The following is a 16,073-nucleotide window of genomic DNA, read 5'->3' on the forward strand; positions in this document are numbered from 1 at the left end:
GATACTTGCAAGCGTTACTTTTACAACTGCATCTCGTTCATGCATAAGTACTGGTTTTGGTTTTTCCATTAATTCAAATTTTCCCTTTGAAACATATGTATAAGTCTGCATTATTTTATCCCATCACTTTCCGGATTATTTTATCAGTTATCCTTCATAAATTTTAATGTTTTGTCGGCCTTTAGCCAAACTGCTTCCTGTTCTTCATGGGTAACAAAGATCAATGTCTTTCCCTCGGTCTTTTTTAAAATATAATCAATTGTTTTTGTTCTGGTTTTTCATCAAGACCTCTGAGAGGTTCATCCATAATCACACAGTCTGAATCAGCCAGCAATGCCCTCAGGATAGACACTCTTCTGCGCATTCCTCCGCTTAATTCACGAACCGGTTTCTGCCATACCTCAGTAAGCGCAACTGCTTTATATGCCTCCTCCAGTTCTCTGTCTGATATTGTTTTCTTATATTGGAAGCAGCACTCAGATTTTCGCACAGGCGATCTTCCTGAAATACTGCACTCGATCTTCCTGTCACTTATCCCTTCTATTTTTCCCCTTATCCGGAATATCCAGCCCCAAAAGAAGCCGTATCAGTGTAGTTTTTCCACATCCGGATCTTCCTCTTATACAAGCTTGGTCCTCCCTTCCGGAAAAAAACGCAACACAAATTTCAAATACAAAACTTATCACAATAATCACAATCGTCCACGCAAAAAGATCAGGAGTATTCAGATATATTTTTGCATTATACAGTTTCTCACCAATAGAACCTGAGGGTACTCCGATAACCTCTGCTGCCACTCCCTGCTTTCCAGCACATCCCAAGTGAAAGCCTGCATGCAGAGAGAAAATAAGGTAGTACCTGCGATACATAAATATATCTGATCTTTCTTCCGGGATTCACCTGAAATACTTTTGCCATTTCCAGTATCTTACTGTCAGTCTGCCGTATTCCCTCAAGGATATTCGTATATATCACAGGCAGAACCATAAGAAAAGAAATAAAAACTGACAGATTTCTGGACGGTATCCATATCAGGCACAAAATGATAAAAGACGCCACAGGTGTAGATTTGACCACCGCAATTACAGGTGCTATCAGAATTTCCACTGTTTTTGACCAATATGCCAACACTGCCAGAAAGATTCCCAAAAACATAGCCACTATGCGGATTCCTGTATAGCATCCTTTCTTTATTTAAGAATTCAAGAAGTATTTAAGTTCATTAAATATTTTATCACACAATGAAAAAATATTTAATGAAAACTTTGATATTTACCAATAATTTTTCTATTCTTTTCATAACCTGACGGCATATTTTGTTGCTTTTCCATACTGATTATTCTATAATATATAATATCTGTTTGCAATTTTTTGTTGTTTTTTCTGAAACAGCAAAAATCGAAAAACATGTTACTGAGAACGGAATGAGCAGTAACAATGTCAAACGATTTCATCTATAAAATAAAATATCAGGAGTATACAGATATGGAATTGAAAAACAGAACTTTATCAAATTTCGCCGATCTTGTTCAAACCGGTGAATGCAAAAAATTCAAAGGCCGTCTGAAAGTAGGTGTGGATTTGGGTACAGCTAATACAGTTCTGGCAGTTGTAGACACTACCAACCGTCCGATTGCCGGCATATCCGCTCCCTCCCAGGCTATCAGAGACGGCGTGATCGTCAATTATTATGAATCTGTTCAGCTTGTTACACGGCTGAAGGCTGAACTTGAAGAAAAACTGAAAACTGAGCTTCCTTACGCTGCAGCTGCAATCCCACCCGGAGTTTCCGAAGGAAGTTCAAAAAGTATTCAATATGTGCTGGAGGGTGCAGGTTTTGAGGTTTCCAATATCGTAGACGAACCCACCGCTGCAGCTGCTGTACTTAAGATTTCAGACGGCGCTGTAGTGGATGTAGGTGGAGGCACTACAGGAATCAGTATTCTCAAAGACGGCAAAGTAATCTACACAGACGATGAAGCTACCGGCGGCAGTCACATGACCATGACTGTAGCAGGGCACTATAACATCCCATACGAAGAAGCTGAAATTTTAAAAACAGATCGTTCAAAAGAAGCTGAAATTTTCCCTGTGATCAAAGCAACTGTAGAAAAAATGGCCACGATCACTCAGAAATTTCTCACAGGCTACCAGGTACCTGCTGTATATGTTGTAGGCGGTTCCGCAAGTTTTGAAGATTTCACAGGCGTATTTGAAAAAAAGCTTGGGCTACCTGTTTATCGTCCGGTACATCCTCTGCTGGTAACCCCACTGGGTATCGCTTATCACTGTGATCTTCCACCGGTCACACACAAAAAATAATCAAAACTTTTCATAAAATACTATATAAGGGGGTATTATACCATGAGAGAACTAAAAGCAACAAAAATCAATGCTGCAGATTTTGCACCATTTGGTACATTTTTCAGCATGACAGAGCCAGAAGGCTATCCATTACAGGGTGAAATACATAAATTTTATCCAGACCGTATTTCCGGTACCTGTATGGGATCCATTGGTTTTTCACCTATTGCAGTACATAAAGATGAACGCATCGTTAAAGCTGCTGAATATCACACAACTACCTGGGAGGGAATTGTTGCACTGGATGATGACATGATCATACATGTAGCACCGGCTTCTGCAGGCACACCTGTTCCGGAACTTACCAGAGCATTCATAGTTCCAAAAGGAACTATGGTGAAGATCAATGCTGCTATCTGGCATTTATGTCCTCTTCCTTTAAACAATGAAGTACTCCATGCCATGATCATTCTTCCGGAATGCACTTATGCAAATGACTGCACAGTAGTAGATTTTGAAGAAAAAGACTGGTTTAAGATTACTGTCTGATATACATAAATATCCCCGGAACTCCACTGTTTTTACATAAAGTTCCGGGGGATATTTTTATTGTCTGATTTTTACAATACACCCTGCTTCTGCATTTCGGCAGACACAGAAACATACTCTTTACTGTTTTCAAGATTTCCCAGCTTTTCTTCCCATGTAAGGTTTCGTTTAATCTTTGCAGGACTTCCCATCACCAGAGAACCGTCCGGTATCACTGTATTCTTTGTCACAAGACTTCCTGCTCCTATGATACAATCCTTACCTATTCTGGCACCATCAAGAACAACCGCTCCCATTCCGATCAATGTACGGTCACCGATCATACATCCATGAAGCACTGCATTATGTCCAACTGTCACATTATTCCCAATATGTACCGGCATATTACGGCTTACATGAATCGTACAGTTTTCCTGAACATTAGATTCCTCACCGATCACGATCGGAGCATCATCGCCACGTATCACAGCATAATGAAGAACACAACTGTCACGCCCGATAGTTACATCTCCAATAACCACTGACTGCCTTGCAATTTTTGCATCTTCTGATATTTTTACACTCTTATAATCCATTTTCCGAAATACCTGCCTTCTTGATTTAATACTACCTTCACATCATTTTCAATACCCTGACACTTCTTTATTGCAGATTCTTTATACATATTCCAAAAAGACTTTCTGCATTTCATTTACTGATTTACAGAAAGTCCTTTTAGCTATTATTTATGGTGTTTTTCTTCCTCTTCTTTCACCAGTCTTGATGTTTCTTCAGACGGTGCTGAGATTACAGCTGCTGCTATAATTTCACAGGGCGGGTTTCCCTTTACAGCATCTACTGCTGCCTTTACTGCTGCTATATCGCCACTTAAGAATATAGTTGCGTGACCTCCGCACTTGGTATGCCAGGTACGGAATTCCACATCTGATGTTTTCAGCATCTGGTCAAGGACAACTACTGCATTACAGCTTCCCACAACCTCTACTAATCCTAATGCTCCATATGACATCTTCTCATTTCCTCCTGACATGTTCTATTTGTTAATGGTCATCTTAAGTGCCACTTCAGTATCTGCGGAAGGTGATGCGATCACTGTGTGAGAAACAATCTTGCCAAGGGGTTTGGCTGTCTCTAAGGCCACTTCCATTGCTGCATTCACATCAGAAACACTGCCGCGTATTTTTACACATGCTCCGCTTTTCAGTCGGTTTCGTTCGACGCTTTGAATCGTTACGTTTGCAGCCTTGGATGCTGCATCGAGAGCGACAAAGCAAGCTACCAGGTTATCCAGTTCAAATGCCCCAACTGCCATGCCATCATAGTTTTTTGCCATTTTATCCTCCTTACGAGACGGGAAAATGGTTCTCCCGACTGCTGTCTTTTATACTAGTATACCTTGTTTTCATTATAATCACAAGCTATTTTCTACTGAAATCTCACAAAAATCCACATAGCGCAACATAATACCACATCATCTTCAAGAGTTTATCTGTTGGATTGTTTATTTTTCACTATTTTCATAAATCTTCTCTCTTACAACCATTCACAGGCTTCTATGCAGAACATATACTAATATGGAGAACTGCCATCTGCTGTTGTCAGGTTTTAACCGAATCAAGCAAGTCCCCTGCTTCAATTGCGAAAAGCAATAAGCAGTGAGTGGGGACTTGCTTGTATCAGGAGGAGTGCAAGCTCCTTCTGATAAACTGCGGAGCAGTTATTCGGTTATGAGCAAGTAGCGAAGCGGATTGCGAATATCCGCTTGATTCAGTTAAATTTTTTCTAAATCTGCAATATTTTCAGGATATTCCATATCTGAATATAATTTCAGCTGTAACTGTAATATTCTGTTATATTCATCACAGCCCGGTTCTAAAACTCTTCTTTGTTCATACAGTTTATGATCTTCCTCACTCATTTTCACATCAAAGCTTTCTTGAGTATGGAACTGGATTTCAATACGATAGTTGCGTGAATTTTTAAACTTTGCATTTACGCCATTATACGGAAAGCTGTCATTGACCCAATAATTTTTCAACGAATAGATCTTCCAGTTTTTCTCATGCAGAGCATCTGTCACAGAGCGTATCTGTTCAACATAATTTTTCGGCTCCAGTATCACTGTATAACGAATAACATCCGCTATTGAATCGAAAAAAGATTTCTCTACTCTCTGATAGAGCTTATTATATAAGGATTTCGGTGATTTTACTCTATACTCTAATCCCGCAAGTACTGCTTTATTTATTTTTGCAAAGTCCATAAGAAATTTGGTGATCTCAAACTCTGTAGACAGATAATCCGCATAAAACACTCTTTCTTCAAAAGAAAGTTTATGAAAAAGTTCTATATCTTCTTCTGTCCATGATTCTTCAATTTCTTTATTAAGATAGATCTTCTCTGAATTTTCAGCAGACAAAACGCATTTAAGTTCTATCAAATAAATGCCAAAAAGGCTGGCTTTATCACCCGGTCCATGAATCAGATTTCTGAGAATCTTTTCAAAATTATTGATAATTAAATTTACTTTTCTTTCAATCAGTGCATAGGCGGAATCCGAACCGCCTGCTTCTATTACAAGTTTATCATCTTTAACAGTAATGCTTCTTACCACATTTCTTTCAACAAATCCAACAATCTCTTCAGAATTATATTTATCAAAATCCTCATAATCCAGATCAGGATTTATATTTTTCAATTCTGCAAGCTGATTTCCAACCACAAGAACTGCTGCCAGATCCTTCAATCTGACAGTATTTTTATTGTCTAATACCAAAATTTCTTCCAGTTGATTTATATCATCACTATTTTCTCCCATAAAACGCAACATACTGATTATGGCATGTTTATGTATCTCTGACGGAAATTCAAATATATCTCCATATTCTTCTATCAGACACACACTGAACAAAGCATGATATTTGCTCATGATCTGCAAGAATGTAAGCGATTGAATCTGCTTTTGGATTCCCAGCTTGTTTATATATTTAGTCATAATTTCCTGATTTAAACCAAATCCGGTATGAGCAAACAGAGCCGCCATCAAAAGGCAGTAGCACTCATCTTCATTCAAATCTTCCAACTTCTGTCTATCCATGATTAAATCACAAAATTCTGCAATATCTATAAAATGCATAATAGAATAATCAGAAATATTGGGATATATCTTTTTATATTTTTCCAGCATTCTCTGGACCACTGTACAGTTATCCCTGTAATTCTCATATAATTTTTTTGATTTTTTAAGTAAATTTTCCGAACACTTGTTAACTATCATTTGAATGATCCTTCCTCAATTTGCACTGCTTATTTCTACTATTATACTCAAAAACAGCAGCCTTGTATATAGCTGCTGTTTCCGATTCTATCTATTTCTCTTTCTCAAATCCGTATACCCATTTTCCCCTCAAAAACAGATACAGGAAAATCACAGAGCTGATGCTCCAGGTCAGGGGATATGCCCAGAATATCACCCGGATATCTGAGATAAGGCGGACTGCTACCGTGATATAGCTCACACGAAACAGACACCAGTCACAAAGCATGACTATCATGGGGACTGCCGCATGACCGGATCCACGTAGTACTGCTGCGATACAATGCGAAAATGCCAGCAGACAATAAAACAACGCAATTATTCTCGCCTGCATCACACCATAATGTATTACACTTGGATCTCTGTTAAAAGCAGCGATCAGTACCGGTGCCGCCGCATATATGATAATACCGATCAATTCTGCAATGATCACCGAACAAATAACTCCAAATCTTGCACCTTTTTTCGCACGTTCATACTGTCTGGCACCAAGATTCTGGCTGACAAAAGTTGTCAGGGCCATTGTAAAACATGTTACCGGCAAAAAAGCAAATCCCTCTACCTTTGAATAGGAACCACAGCCTGCCATTGCCATTTTCCCAAATGCATTGATATTTGACTGCACAAAAACATTTGCAATAGCGATCACTGAATTCTGGAACCCGGACGGCACGCCATTCTGAATAATCTGTTTTAGCATATGTCTGTCAAAACGGATCATTCTCAACTCTAACCGATATTCTTCTTCCACACGCATCAGGTGGATCATACAAAGAATGGCGCTGACAAACTGAGAAATAGCTGTTGCCAGTGCAGCTGAACCAACACCCATACCAAGACCTGCAATAAAAAAAATATCCAGTACAACATTGATGCATGAAGAGATGATCAGATAAATCAGGGGGTGATGACTATCTCCGACAGACTGCAGGATTCCAACAAAAATATTGTACATAACAACCCCTATGGATCCTGCAAAATATGTTCGGAAATACACGATGGACTCCGGCAGCACATCAGTAGGTGTTCCCATCAGTACCAGAATTTTGGGAGCCAGAAACATTCCCATAACCGTCAACACTACACCAGCCACAAGTCCAAACGCTACGGTTGTATGGATTGCTTTCTGCAGACAGTCCTTTATTTTTGCCCCATAATATCTGGCAACAACAACTCCGGCTCCCATGGCAATTCCATTGATAAATCCCACCATCAAAAAAATCAGATTTCCGGAAGAACTGACTGCAGCCAACGCATTACTTCCAAGAAAATTGCCTACGATCAGGGAATCTGCTGTATTATACAACTGCTGAAACAGATTTCCGAGAAACAGTGGAATGGCAAAAAGGATGATTTTTCCGGAGATACTTCCTTCTGTCATTCTTGAATCCTTTTTCATAATTTTTGATACCTTCCCGTTTTTTCTTTATTTTATCATAAAAAAGCCAACTATCTTACTCCTTTTCCCCTTCATTTGCTTCCTCTATTGTCACACTCTCCTGTACCTGCATATCCGTATACTGAACACGAATAACTGCCTGCGGCCAGTTTATGCTGACCATTGCTGTTTTGTCTTTCTCATCTCCTGCTTTCCGGATAAGCTCCAGCAATTCCTTCAGTACTTCCTTTGTCAGATAACCGCCTCTCCAGTGAAAAATAAGTATCCTGCCTTTCTTCGCCGCCTGCAAAGAACGTTTATACACATCCTCTTTCTTAGTAAAAGAAAGCTTCTTCTCCTTATAGTAAAAGTGCTCATGATCACCGCAGTGAGGCGCCGGCGCAATAAGAGGCTCATGATCCCTGAAAATCTGTGAATCATCCAGATTGAAATAATCATAGCGGATTTCAGAAGTCTCACGATCTTTCCCCAGGGTATTATCAAAAGTCGCATCCAGATGATAATATGTCCCTCCTATTTTTACGATATTCCATGTGTGACGATACTTAATCCCCTTCTCAGGATTATTTCCACAGATTGCAATCACACACCAGACTCCCAGTGCATCTAACAAAACCTTTACTGCTTTTGCGATTCCCTCACATACACCAACGCCTTGTCCAAGCGGTCCGATAATTTCATGGGAATATGATTTTTTCAGTTTGTCATAGCGGATATTTTCACAGATAAAATCATGCACATACTTCTCTTTCTCCCACTCAGACAGCTTCTGAGCCGGGCGAATCAGCTTCTCAACTCTGGCAGTCATAGCCTTTTGATGTTCGCAAATCTTCTTTTTATCAAAAAGATACTCCGGAATAAAAATCAGATTCGGAGAGTCTTTATAATACCGGTATTTATAACTGCTCACCCAGAATATCTCCGGATGATCCAGACGCATCTGGAAAAATACATTATAAAGTTCTTCTCCCTCTAATGCCGGAATCTGAAATTCATCCGCCAGGTTTTTCACACCGCTAAGAATGCTGTGATATGCAGCCTGCTGCGCCTTATTCATATGGTTGTAATAATATTGCTCCATTGTTATCTTATCTCCAAGTTCTTCGTCACTTATAATCCCTTCCGGTACATTTCACTGATCACTGCCTGCGCATGTTCAGATTCCTTTTTCTCTATTATCTGCGCCCGGTCACTTAAAATCGCCAGCATCTCATCTACCAGATCTTCGATTTTAGGATTTGTATACCGATATAAATAACCCAGCATTCTGGTTGCAGTATAATCTGTATTCATATTTTTATATGCGATCTCTGCACAAAGCTCCTTCGGATAGCCCTTGCTGAGCAAAACCTTATATAGTTCTTCTGTTCTTTCTGCTGCCATGTTTTTTGCCTTTCTTATCATGTTTCTGTGTCACCAGCCATCTGATTTACCTCGTCAAAAATCATATGATATAGGTATGTTTTTTCTTATAGTAACATACTTCAACTAATATTCGCAATCAGAACATGGAGCTTACTTGATATGGAAAAAAGATTGTTACAAGGCACTGAGTAAACAGTAACACAGTAACTCCAAGACTTACAAGGTTATCAACGTGACAGTAGAATGTGCGCAATAACTATGTTATACTGATAATATCTAAATGCTTCAGATAACAAGCAATCAATACACTAGAGTGTGTTTGAAAAATGCTTTCTGTAAGATGTGCGTCACAATTTGTTGGTACACTCGTTACTATCGGAAGCATTCAAGCCACATTCTCAGGAGGAAAAAATGTCGAAAAAAGAAATAAGTTTTACAGAGGGACCTGTGTTCCAGTCTTTGCTTCGGTTTGCTATCCCGGTACTTGGAGCATTGATCCTGCAGGCTGCGTATGGCGCAGTTGATTTGCTGATTGTCGGCAAATTCGGAAATGCTTCGAGTATTTCCGCAGTAGGAACAGGAAGTTCCTTTATGCAGATGGCTACTTTTATCATTACAAGCCTTGCAATGGGCTCCACCGTAATAATCGGGCATCACATCGGAGAACAAAAACCAAAAGAAGCAGGAAATGCGGTCGGAACTACGATCATTCTTTTTCTGATCATTGCTGTCATCATGACATTTGTACTGGAATTTGCCGCCGGAGGGATTGCGCACCTTTTACAGGCGCCGGCTGAATCCTTTGACAAAACGATTCTTTATATCAGAATCTGTTCTGCCGGTATCGTTATTATCATTGCATACAACGTAATCAGCGGAGTGCTGCGAGGTGTGGGAAATGCAAACCTTCCACTTCTGTTCGTAGGAATTGCCTGCATCGTAAATATTCTGGGAGATTTGCTTCTGATTGGAGTATTTCACATGGATGTTGCAGGTGCCGCCATTGCCACTGTATTTGCACAGTTTGTCTCTGTTGTCTGTTCTGTCGTTGTATTAAGAAAGCAGGATATGCCTATAGAATTTTCCAGAGAACAATGTCGGATTTATAAGGAAGAGTTGGGGAAAATATTGAACGTAGGTGTGCCGATTGCACTTCAGGAGACAACGGTTCAGATTTCATTTCTTGTTGTAAATTCTGTTATCAATCAGATGGGTCTGATGCCATCTGCCGGATATGGAATTGCACAGAAAATCGTTTCCTTTATTATGCTGGTTCCGTCCTCTATCATGCAGAGTGTATCAGCATTTGTTGCGCAGAATATCGGTGCCGGAAAGAAAAGCCGGGCATGGAAGGGTTTTTACACTGCAATCATTACCGGATCTTCCGTTGGAATCATCATCTTTATGGTAGGATTCTTCGGAGGCGGAGTATTATCCTCTTTCTTTACCAATGATTCCGAGGTAATCGCGCAGAGTGCCGCTTACCTGAAAGGTTTCTCTGCCGACTGTATACTGACTTGTGTACTTTTCAGCAGTATCGGATATTTTAATGGCTGTGGAAAAAGTATTCCTGTTATGATCCAGGGAATCACTTCCGCATTCTGCATCCGAATTCCGATATCTATCATTATGTCGAGATTACCGGAAACATCTCTGACTTATGTTGGAATGGCGACACCTATCACAACTGTATATGGAATTATCTTTTTTATAATCTGTTTCCGGCTGTTAAATAAAAACGCAGCCAAATAACAAAAATGGTTTCCCGTTATCAGTTCTCTCAACTGAGATATTGATAACAGGAAACCATTTCTAATCGCCCATAGTCACCTTACAATTTTTCTTGAAACATGCTATGCCATATTTTATAAAATTCTGCATACCATCCTGTTTCAATCTTGCAATGTAGTCTTTTTCTTCTATCTGTTGCAATGCTTCAGCACATGCAGCATCCATATCTCCACCTTCTGCATACTTTAATTCAATTGCTATGCCTGTCCTGTTTTCCCCAACCTCTACAAGGATATCGCTGTATCCGGTACCGGACTCCGCATTAGACATCGTACGCCATGTGGATTTATAACCTAATAATCCCAAAAGGATTCCATGGTAAAAGTTTTCTTTCTTTTCCTTTGCTACAGCAGTGTCTCTAATACTTATGGTATTCCACAAATAGTCACCAAATATCTTTTCTATCTTTTCCGGCTCTTTATTTACAAATGCACCACAAAGCTCTTCAAGTACTTTTCCATCACTTCTTGAAACATCACTGAACCATTCCTTTATCTGTCTGCTAAACAGATTTCTTATTTCTCTGTTTGGAATTTTCAGCAAATATTTTCCGCTTGTCGTACGGCCGTTTTGTGTCAGATATCCAGTAGTAAGCAGTACACTCCAGAGATTTTCTATGCTCTTATCGATTTCATTATATGTCAATTCCTGTAAAACATCCTTTTCTATGCTTTCGCCTGCTATCAGCTTCTCTATTTCAGCTTTTGTCTGAACATTTGCCTTATCAATAAATCTGCGCACAATAGTATTACCGCTGGAATTAGACCAAAAATCCTGTGGTAATGCTTTGGAATCAGCACACAACAAATCAATATAATTTACAACATCCCATGGACAATATACGTCCGCATTACCAAATCTGTAACCGTCATACCATTCCTTTATCTCTCCAAAATGTGATGATAATCCATAATCAGTAAGTATTTGCTTAACTTCTTCATCGGTAAATCCAAATTGCTCATCAAATCTTGTATCCATGATGGATAATACCTTAAAGTTATTGATACCGGTAAAAATACTTTCTTTAGATACTCTCAGACATCCTGTCAAGATGGCAAACTGTAGAAAGTCATTTGTCTTTAAAGCCTGTCCCAGTAGTCCACGAATGAGTTCTGACATTTCATCATAATAGCCATTACTAAACGCTTTATCCAGAGGTACATCATATTCATCTATGAGGATGATTACTTTTTTGCCATAATGTTTGCACAAAAGTTCCGATAGCAAACGAATACTGTCTGCCACATCGTCCATCTGGCCTAATAAAAGCTGCTCATACTGCATACGCTCTTCATTTACAAGTTTGCCACTGTCTTTAAGATAATAATGTCTGCGAGCTTCATTTTTCATTGTAGTAGTGATACGTTTTAAAGCAATATCAAAAGTTAATCCATCAACGCCTTTAAGTGACAAAAAAATAACCGGATATTTTCCCATATGCTCATTGCATAGTTTTTTATTGCGAGATATATAGAGTTCATCAAAAACAGACTTATCCGTACCAATTTCAAAAAAAGACTTAAACATACTCATATTTAAAGTCTTGCCAAAACGGCGAGGACGCGTAAAGAGATTCACCTTTCCCCAGTTCATTAAAAGCTGCTCTATAAGTTTTGTTTTGTCAATATAATAAAAACCTTCTTTTCGGATTTCTTCGAAATCTTCAATTCCTACCGGTAATTTTAATCTATTATCCATGGAAACCTCCAAAAAATAATCCGAGAAATTTAATACATGCCTGTCCAGATTTCAAAACTGCTGCTTATTTCTTGCAAGAATCGAACTCTTCTCCAGGCATGCACAGTTTACGCTTTCATCTCGGTAATTGAATTGCCGAAGATTCCCGCTTTTTGTCCTAAATTTCTCATTGTCAAATGTCTTAAAATCAAGTAATACAACATAGTATTCATCCCGAAACATTTCTGCAAGCGCACGCAAGGTTGTAGTCTTACCATATTGTCTGGCCCTGTTAATAGTAAAATATTTTCCTGCATCCACAAGCTCTCTAATCTGTTGTAAACGACCATTAATATTTACCATATAATGTTTCTCTGGAATACACACACCTGTTGTATTAAAAACTCTCCCCATTCATCACACCTCACAATCAAAAATGGTTCCCGGCTATCACATTTAATTAAAACAATGATAACATGAAACCATTTTAGCGTAAAGTAACATTCCAAAGGTTTTATATAACTTTCAGACAATGATTTACTCTCTCAACACCTCATAATGAGAAAACATCTCCCCGCTACATGAATCCAGAAACTTCATAATCTTATCTAAATACATTTCCATCGTCCTGTCATCGCTGCAGTAGGTCTCATGTCTGGTTCCCGGCAGGTAAACATATTCACAGGAAGTGATTCCTCTGTGATTGATTTTCTCTGCAAATTTTCTCAATGCGTTTACAGATACAAAATCATCTTTTTCTGCCTGAAATAGCAAAACAGGTGCTGACAGTTTCTTCCATCCGCAATATTTTATGTACCAGCTCATTTTTACAGACGCCAGAAGCCATCCATAAGAGGCTGCACTAACCTGGAATTTTTTATTCTCTTTACGCAGCTCATTATATTTTTCAAATCTCGGTCTGGAAGTACATCCACTGGTTTCGAAAGTCTCACTACCATCATAAGGCTTCTGACCAGCCACATAGTCTTCCTTTTTTCCCAAAAGGCACTTCGTCTGTGCAATAGCGATCACCAATGGCCAGGGAACATTTCCGGTAAGCGGGCGGAGCATAGGAGAATTCAATATAATCTTCTGAAACAGTTGCGGCTCCCATGCAGCTGCAATTGTTCCAATTGCCCCACCCATGGAATGAGCAAAAAGAACTACATGGCAGTTCAGGATATGTTTTTTTAATCACATGGCATATTTTCAAAAAATCCCTCACATATCGCTTCCAGGTATCTATATGTACAAGAGATGGATCTGCTGTCAGGCGATAACTTTGTCCATGTCCCATATGTTCCGGCATATACACATGATATCCAGCCTTCAGAAAATAATAAATCATCTCATCATATTTCGGCGCTGCTTCTGTAAAACCATGACTGATTATAATCACGCCTTTCGGTTTCTCTGCCAGGTAACGCTGTACATAAATTTTCCCCACTATCCCCGTGTCTTTTCGATGCAGATGATCCTCTGCACCAGGAACGTACCCCTCCTGACGGTGCGTTGCAAGATATGGTTCTATTTCATCATTCATTTTATACAAATATTCATTCTCATGTATTATTTCCATTCGTATGTACTCCTGTTACTTTTTCATAATTCTATTGCTATCTGCTTTCCACCATTCGATACATGCCTGTATTATAATCTTTACTGATGCCTATTAATAATCCCATTAATCTTTTTCTCATTATAAAATACCAGTATAATTCCACCTATACAGCAGAATACTGCTGCCCCAAAAGCAGCAACTCTATAACCAGTTCCTTCTGCTGCCCCTATCGTCGAGACTGCGGTAAATATCAGCATAGAAATACTCTGCCCAAGTTTAAATGCAAATGTCCTTGCCGCATAAAACATTCCTTCACGATTGCTTCCTGATGTAATCGAGTCGCTCTGCGAAATATCTGCCACAACAGCCTGCGGAAGAATTCCGAAAATCGCCATAGGAAGAGCCGCCACGACTGTCAGGATCAGTCCCTGCACCGATGCCGGAATAAAGCTTATTTTTCCCATAAATCCGGGTATAAAAATAGGCAAAGCTAAATACTGCAAATGCAAACAAAATCATCTTTTTCTTTCCAAGTTTAGGAGTAAGCCTATTTACCGGAATATAAAATACAAGGGACAACGCTGTCATTCCCACAAAATACAAAGTTGTCATCGTTTCTGGAAGCTTCAAAAGACTGGTGACAAAAAATGGAAGACCTGTCTGAAACATGGTAAGTGCGATCCAGTAGAAAATATCAGATGCCACAAACTTGCGAAATTCTGCATTCTTAAAAGTAGCTGCAAGAGATCCAAAAGCTGACTCCTTTGCAGGAACCGTATCTACATAATCCTTTTCACGAATGCAAAATACCGGCACAAGCATACAGATAAACGCTACAGCCGCCATCAAAGTAAAGGTCATACGGATAGCACCAACTCTGCCAAATGCCGGAATAAACATCCCCCATATCGTAGGTGCCAGATACGCCACTGCAGTTCCGGCAATAAATGTAAAGGAAATGACCGTGGAAATATTAAGTCTTTCCTGCTGGGTATGTCCAAGTTCCGGAATCAACGCATTATATGGTGTACAGTAAGCAGTATATAGAATACGCGAGAATCATAATCAGCAAAACACTCCATTGATCCAGCTTATTCTTTATTAACCGGCGACCAGAAAACCATATGTAAAGCGCCAGCGGTAAAGATGCCCATTTCAGAAAACGGAATTCTTCGCCCATTTTTTGACGTAGATCTCTTGTCAGATAAAGATGCGATCATTGGATTTGTAAAAGCATCAAAAATTCTTCCGAAAGCTGTAATTCCGCCAGAGTATAAGGTAAATATGCCGAAGACCACCAGCCCCTGTGGAATAAATACTGTCTGTCCCTGACTCGATGGCTGCTTATCGGCTGATAAAAATATACAAGCCAGTTAGAAATAATCCCGGACAGCATCGCCCATCCAAACTGTCCAGCTGCGAACTGCGCATATTTTCCCTGTCGTTAACTTTTTCACTGGTACACCTCCAGATTAAACATATTTTAGAAATTTCTGATTCCTCTTAACAGGTAGCTCCAGAATGATACGGATTCGCTTTTCACTCTCCACATTCTGGTCAGATGACAGAATATCTCCTCCTACTGCCAATTTCTCCATCAGTGCAAGGAGGGTATGTGTCAGAGAGAAATACATCTCATCCACTGTAACAGTTAGAGAAAAGAAAGACTTTTATCTACCAGACCTTTCTCGAGAGCAATGGTCACATAAGGTTTCAATTTAATGAATCCCATTTTCATAATCAGCCAAATGTTCCTCTGATACATTATACTTTTTCACAAAAACATCAAATTCGTGAAGAAACTTCAAAAACGGTCTTTCGCTCCAGAAATATCCTGCAAAAAACATTCAAAATTTTCCGTAACTGATCATAGCCTGAACTCTCGATGCCATCCATTTTCAAAGTAGCCTCTGATTTTGCATCAGCAATATTTGGCGTATTACCCGTCTTCGAACTCTCCTAAGTATTTCTCCGAAACCTTTTCCCAGTAGACTTCTGCAGTCTCAATTACCAGTTCTATCTTTGAAGAAAAATAACGATACACCGTCGCTGCTCCCACACCTGCCCGTTTCGCAACTTTTCCTCCATCGAAGTATCCTCCACACACTTCT

Annotated in this window: 20 protein-coding genes and 3 pseudogenes; 3 read left to right on the forward strand and 20 right to left on the reverse strand. The window is 39.4% G+C overall.

Annotation, left to right across the window (positions count from 1 at the left end; all coding sequences use genetic code 11):
• The 4 genes and pseudogenes from AC058W_RS10110 to AC058W_RS10125 all read right to left on the reverse strand — a co-directional run.
• A pseudogene (locus tag AC058W_RS10110) lies at positions 1 to 111 on the reverse strand (alcohol dehydrogenase); the annotation flags it as partial.
• Between the two features lie 133 nt (positions 112 to 244).
• The gene (locus AC058W_RS10115; RefSeq protein WP_118247827.1) at positions 245 to 490 is read right to left on the reverse strand and encodes an ATP-binding cassette domain-containing protein; all 246 of its coding nucleotides are present in this window, start codon (positions 488 to 490) and stop codon (positions 245 to 247) included.
• Between the two features lie 37 nt (positions 491 to 527).
• A complete protein-coding gene (locus AC058W_RS10120) occupies positions 528 to 686 on the reverse strand; it encodes an ATP-binding cassette domain-containing protein (RefSeq protein WP_479390048.1) in 159 nt (52 codons plus the stop codon).
• Positions 660 to 1,164, reverse strand: a pseudogene (locus tag AC058W_RS10125) (ABC transporter permease); the annotation flags it as partial. The pseudogene AC058W_RS10125 and the gene AC058W_RS10120, both read right to left, overlap by 27 nt.
• A gap of 321 nt (positions 1,165 to 1,485) precedes the next feature.
• Between AC058W_RS10125 and eutJ the strand changes: the two are divergent.
• Together eutJ and AC058W_RS10135 are read left to right on the forward strand one after the other, a co-directional pair.
• A complete protein-coding gene (eutJ, locus tag AC058W_RS10130) occupies positions 1,486 to 2,322 on the forward strand; it encodes an ethanolamine utilization protein EutJ (protein WP_055052598.1) in 837 nt (278 codons plus the stop codon).
• 42 nt (positions 2,323 to 2,364) lie between these two features.
• Positions 2,365 to 2,853, forward strand: a complete 489-nt coding sequence (locus AC058W_RS10135; RefSeq protein WP_117844264.1) for an ureidoglycolate lyase — start codon at positions 2,365 to 2,367, stop codon at positions 2,851 to 2,853.
• 71 nt (positions 2,854 to 2,924) lie between these two features.
• Here AC058W_RS10135 and AC058W_RS10140 read toward each other — a convergent pair whose 3' ends face one another.
• The 8 genes from AC058W_RS10140 to AC058W_RS10175 all read right to left on the reverse strand — a co-directional run bounded on the left by AC058W_RS10140 (position 2,925) and on the right by AC058W_RS10175 (position 9,318).
• Entirely contained in the window at positions 2,925 to 3,428 is a 504-nt protein-coding gene (locus AC058W_RS10140; RefSeq protein ID WP_008703968.1) for a gamma carbonic anhydrase family protein, read from the reverse strand.
• 146 nt (positions 3,429 to 3,574) lie between these two features.
• Positions 3,575 to 3,862 (reverse strand): BMC domain-containing protein, encoded by a 288-nt coding sequence (locus AC058W_RS10145; RefSeq protein ID WP_008703969.1) that lies wholly within the window; start codon positions 3,860 to 3,862, stop codon positions 3,575 to 3,577.
• A gap of 24 nt (positions 3,863 to 3,886) precedes the next feature.
• Positions 3,887 to 4,186 (reverse strand): BMC domain-containing protein, encoded by a 300-nt coding sequence (locus tag AC058W_RS10150; protein WP_008703970.1) that lies wholly within the window; start codon positions 4,184 to 4,186, stop codon positions 3,887 to 3,889.
• Positions 4,187 to 4,624: 438 nt separating this feature from the next.
• Complete coding sequence (locus tag AC058W_RS10155; protein ID WP_118609670.1) at positions 4,625 to 6,130, reverse strand: HD domain-containing protein; 1,506 nt, start codon at positions 6,128 to 6,130, stop codon at positions 4,625 to 4,627.
• A 91-nt stretch (positions 6,131 to 6,221) separates the two neighbouring features.
• Positions 6,222 to 7,568: an MATE family efflux transporter gene (locus AC058W_RS10160; protein ID WP_118609671.1), complete on the reverse strand. Its 1,347-nt coding sequence runs from the start codon at positions 7,566 to 7,568 to the stop codon at positions 6,222 to 6,224.
• Between the two features lie 55 nt (positions 7,569 to 7,623).
• Entirely contained in the window at positions 7,624 to 8,649 is a 1,026-nt protein-coding gene (locus AC058W_RS10165) for a transglutaminase domain-containing protein (protein WP_117844262.1), read from the reverse strand.
• A 29-nt stretch (positions 8,650 to 8,678) separates the two neighbouring features.
• Complete coding sequence (locus tag AC058W_RS10170; protein ID WP_117675524.1) at positions 8,679 to 8,951, reverse strand: hypothetical protein; 273 nt, start codon at positions 8,949 to 8,951, stop codon at positions 8,679 to 8,681.
• Positions 8,952 to 9,189: 238 nt separating this feature from the next.
• Entirely contained in the window at positions 9,190 to 9,318 is a 129-nt protein-coding gene (locus tag AC058W_RS10175) for a DUF6783 domain-containing protein (RefSeq protein WP_369123831.1), read from the reverse strand.
• A gap of 26 nt (positions 9,319 to 9,344) precedes the next feature.
• Between AC058W_RS10175 and AC058W_RS10180 the strand changes: the two genes are divergently transcribed.
• Positions 9,345 to 10,685, forward strand: coding sequence for an MATE family efflux transporter (locus tag AC058W_RS10180; RefSeq protein WP_118609673.1), 1,341 nt, complete (start codon positions 9,345 to 9,347; stop codon positions 10,683 to 10,685).
• A 60-nt stretch (positions 10,686 to 10,745) separates the two neighbouring features.
• Here the strand turns inward: AC058W_RS10180 and AC058W_RS10185 are convergent, their stop codons facing one another.
• From AC058W_RS10185 to AC058W_RS10220, 8 genes and pseudogenes are all read right to left on the reverse strand, one after another.
• Positions 10,746 to 12,422: an AAA family ATPase gene (locus tag AC058W_RS10185; RefSeq protein WP_118419905.1), complete on the reverse strand. Its 1,677-nt coding sequence runs from the start codon at positions 12,420 to 12,422 to the stop codon at positions 10,746 to 10,748.
• Positions 12,423 to 12,473: 51 nt separating this feature from the next.
• Positions 12,474 to 12,815, reverse strand: a complete 342-nt coding sequence (locus AC058W_RS10190) for a hypothetical protein (protein ID WP_117844259.1) — start codon at positions 12,813 to 12,815, stop codon at positions 12,474 to 12,476.
• 123 nt (positions 12,816 to 12,938) lie between these two features.
• On the reverse strand, positions 12,939 to 13,547 hold the full coding sequence (locus AC058W_RS10195) for a serine aminopeptidase domain-containing protein (RefSeq protein WP_479390045.1): 609 nt from the start codon (positions 13,545 to 13,547) through the stop codon (positions 12,939 to 12,941).
• Between the two features lie 67 nt (positions 13,548 to 13,614).
• Positions 13,615 to 13,980: pseudogene (locus tag AC058W_RS10200) on the reverse strand (alpha/beta hydrolase); the annotation flags it as partial.
• Between the two features lie 80 nt (positions 13,981 to 14,060).
• Entirely contained in the window at positions 14,061 to 14,357 is a 297-nt protein-coding gene (locus tag AC058W_RS10205) for a hypothetical protein (RefSeq protein ID WP_479390050.1), read from the reverse strand.
• Positions 14,275 to 14,976, reverse strand: a complete 702-nt coding sequence (locus tag AC058W_RS10210) for an MFS transporter (protein ID WP_479390046.1) — start codon at positions 14,974 to 14,976, stop codon at positions 14,275 to 14,277. The genes AC058W_RS10205 and AC058W_RS10210 overlap by 83 nt, the downstream gene beginning before the upstream one ends.
• Positions 14,977 to 15,053: 77 nt before the next feature.
• Complete coding sequence (locus AC058W_RS10215) at positions 15,054 to 15,260, reverse strand: MFS transporter (RefSeq protein WP_479390047.1); 207 nt, start codon at positions 15,258 to 15,260, stop codon at positions 15,054 to 15,056.
• Positions 15,261 to 15,901: 641 nt separating this feature from the next.
• The gene (locus AC058W_RS10220; RefSeq protein ID WP_479390049.1) at positions 15,902 to 16,069 is read right to left on the reverse strand and encodes a TetR/AcrR family transcriptional regulator; all 168 of its coding nucleotides are present in this window, start codon (positions 16,067 to 16,069) and stop codon (positions 15,902 to 15,904) included.
• Positions 16,070 to 16,073: the final 4 nt, after the last annotated feature.

This window comes from Blautia sp. CGZ-1-C1, from assembly GCF_056504575.1.

Excerpts from the sequence above, each read along its gene's own strand:
- eutJ (WP_055052598.1), top strand. The coding sequence starts at position 1,486 with ATGGAATTGAAAAACAGAACTTTATCAAATTTCGCCGATCTTGTTCAA.
- AC058W_RS10160 (WP_118609671.1), bottom strand. The coding sequence starts at position 7,568 with ATGAAAAAGGATTCAAGAATGACAGAAGGAAGTATCTCCGGAAAAATC.
- AC058W_RS10195 (WP_479390045.1), bottom strand. The coding sequence starts at position 13,547 with ATGGGTGGGGCAATTGGAACAATTGCAGCTGCATGGGAGCCGCAACTG.
- AC058W_RS10165 (WP_117844262.1), bottom strand. The coding sequence starts at position 8,649 with ATGGAGCAATATTATTACAACCATATGAATAAGGCGCAGCAGGCTGCA.
- AC058W_RS10145 (WP_008703969.1), bottom strand. The coding sequence starts at position 3,862 with ATGTCATATGGAGCATTAGGATTAGTAGAGGTTGTGGGAAGCTGTAAT.
- AC058W_RS10170 (WP_117675524.1), bottom strand. The coding sequence starts at position 8,951 with ATGGCAGCAGAAAGAACAGAAGAACTATATAAGGTTTTGCTCAGCAAG.
- AC058W_RS10205 (WP_479390050.1), bottom strand. The coding sequence starts at position 14,357 with ATGGCGATTTTCGGAATTCTTCCGCAGGCTGTTGTGGCAGATATTTCG.
- AC058W_RS10175 (WP_369123831.1), bottom strand. The coding sequence starts at position 9,318 with ATGCTTCCGATAGTAACGAGTGTACCAACAAATTGTGACGCACATCTT.
- AC058W_RS10190 (WP_117844259.1), bottom strand. The coding sequence starts at position 12,815 with ATGGGGAGAGTTTTTAATACAACAGGTGTGTGTATTCCAGAGAAACAT.
- AC058W_RS10150 (WP_008703970.1), bottom strand. The coding sequence starts at position 4,186 with ATGGCAAAAAACTATGATGGCATGGCAGTTGGGGCATTTGAACTGGAT.
- AC058W_RS10185 (WP_118419905.1), bottom strand. The coding sequence starts at position 12,422 with ATGGATAATAGATTAAAATTACCGGTAGGAATTGAAGATTTCGAAGAA.
- AC058W_RS10155 (WP_118609670.1), bottom strand. The coding sequence starts at position 6,130 with ATGATAGTTAACAAGTGTTCGGAAAATTTACTTAAAAAATCAAAAAAA.
- AC058W_RS10135 (WP_117844264.1), top strand. The coding sequence starts at position 2,365 with ATGAGAGAACTAAAAGCAACAAAAATCAATGCTGCAGATTTTGCACCA.
- AC058W_RS10180 (WP_118609673.1), top strand. The coding sequence starts at position 9,345 with ATGTCGAAAAAAGAAATAAGTTTTACAGAGGGACCTGTGTTCCAGTCT.
- AC058W_RS10140 (WP_008703968.1), bottom strand. The coding sequence starts at position 3,428 with ATGGATTATAAGAGTGTAAAAATATCAGAAGATGCAAAAATTGCAAGG.